Source organism: Streptomyces sp. NPDC055815, assembly GCF_053616475.1.
On sequence record NZ_JBSHDU010000191.1, the window covers coordinates 1 to 1,172 of the forward strand.

The window sequence follows — 1,172 nt, forward strand, 5'->3', positions numbered from 1 at the left end:
AGTGGTTTCTGCGGGTAACTCGGCGCTGCGGACCCCACGGGGGTCCGACTCGGGTCACGTCAGTCGGTGGGCCAGGTGGAGGAGGCCGGTGCGCATCCGTTGTTCGCCGAGTTCGGGCAGGAGCGCGGCGACGTGGTCGGCTGCCACGGCGGCGAGCAGGGCGTGTGCGGCGTGGTCGGGGTCGGGGGCTTTGGCGAGCAGGATCGCCACGTGGCGGTGCCAGAACCGGTAGGCCCCGATCCTGTACCGGGCGCCGGGAGTTGCGGTCTCGGACATCCGGACCAGCGCCAGGTGCTCCAGGAGGTAGTCGAAGTAGGCGTCCAGGAACGCGGACAGGCGCTCTTCGGCCGGGGCGCCGGGGCCGAGTGGGGGCGGCCCGTGCAGGACGGCTTCCTGCAGTACGCGTTCGCGGGCGTCGAGGAGGGCGGCCGCCAGCCCCGACTTGTCGCCGAAGCGGCGGAACAGGGTGCCCTTGCCGACACCGGCGGCTGCGGCGATCTGATCCATGGACACCGCCTCGACGCCCTGCTCGGCGAACAGCCTGGCGGCGGCCTCCAGCACTGCGACCCGATTCCGGGCAGCGTCGGCGCGCTCCTTGGGCGGAGGCGTCCGGAGCAGTTCCAGGGGCATTGCAGAACCGGACTGCAGTCCGCTATCGTCATGAGTCATATCTGGACTGTAGTCCGATTCCTTTGGAGGCAGTGGCATGACCGCACTCATCACCCGCGAGGAACTGGAAGCGGCGATCAAGGCCGAGTCCGTGACCGTCCTCGACACGCTCGGCGGCGAGTACTACGCCCAGCAGCACCTCCCCGGCGCCCTGGCGCTGCCCCCGGCCGACGTCGACGCCCGGGCGACCGCGCTGCTCCCCGACCGCGACGCCAAGATCGTCACGTACTGCTCCAACCCGGCGTGCCCCAACAGCGGCCAGGTCGCCGACCGACTCACCCAGCTCGGCTACACCAACGTCCGCAAGTACCGCGAGGGCATCCAGGACTGGGTCGAGGCCGGCCTCCCGACCGAATCCGCCTGACTCCACCAAGGAGGGCGAAGACTCCAACGGGAGTCTTCGCCCTCCCCAAGTGCCCGCGAAATCACACCCATGGGGTCCGCAGCGCCGAGTTACCCGCAGAAACCACTCCCCCCAACCCACCGGGAGTGACCAGCGGGGC

The 1,172-nt window shown here is 70.3% G+C and carries 2 protein-coding genes; one reads left to right on the top strand and one right to left on the bottom strand.

Annotation, left to right across the window (positions count from 1 at the left end; all coding sequences use genetic code 11):
- Window positions 1-54: 54 nt before the first annotated feature.
- Window positions 55-669 carry a TetR/AcrR family transcriptional regulator gene (locus tag ACWGN5_RS41915; RefSeq protein ID WP_453524295.1) on the bottom strand — a complete coding sequence of 205 codons (615 nt, stop codon included), beginning with the start codon at window positions 667-669 and terminating at the stop codon, window positions 55-57.
- Between the two features lie 37 nt (window positions 670-706).
- On the opposite strand from ACWGN5_RS41915, the gene ACWGN5_RS41920 reads away from it, so the two are divergent.
- Window positions 707-1,033, top strand: coding sequence for a rhodanese-like domain-containing protein (locus tag ACWGN5_RS41920; RefSeq protein WP_453524297.1), 327 nt, complete (start codon window positions 707-709; stop codon window positions 1,031-1,033).
- Window positions 1,034-1,172: the final 139 nt, after the last annotated feature.

What these genes read in the sequence shown, in the direction of transcription:
- ACWGN5_RS41915 (WP_453524295.1), bottom strand. Translation starts at nt 669, where the DNA reads ATGACTCATGACGATAGCGGACTGCAGTCCGGTTCTGCAATGCCCCTG.
- ACWGN5_RS41920 (WP_453524297.1), top strand. Translation starts at nt 707, where the DNA reads ATGACCGCACTCATCACCCGCGAGGAACTGGAAGCGGCGATCAAGGCC.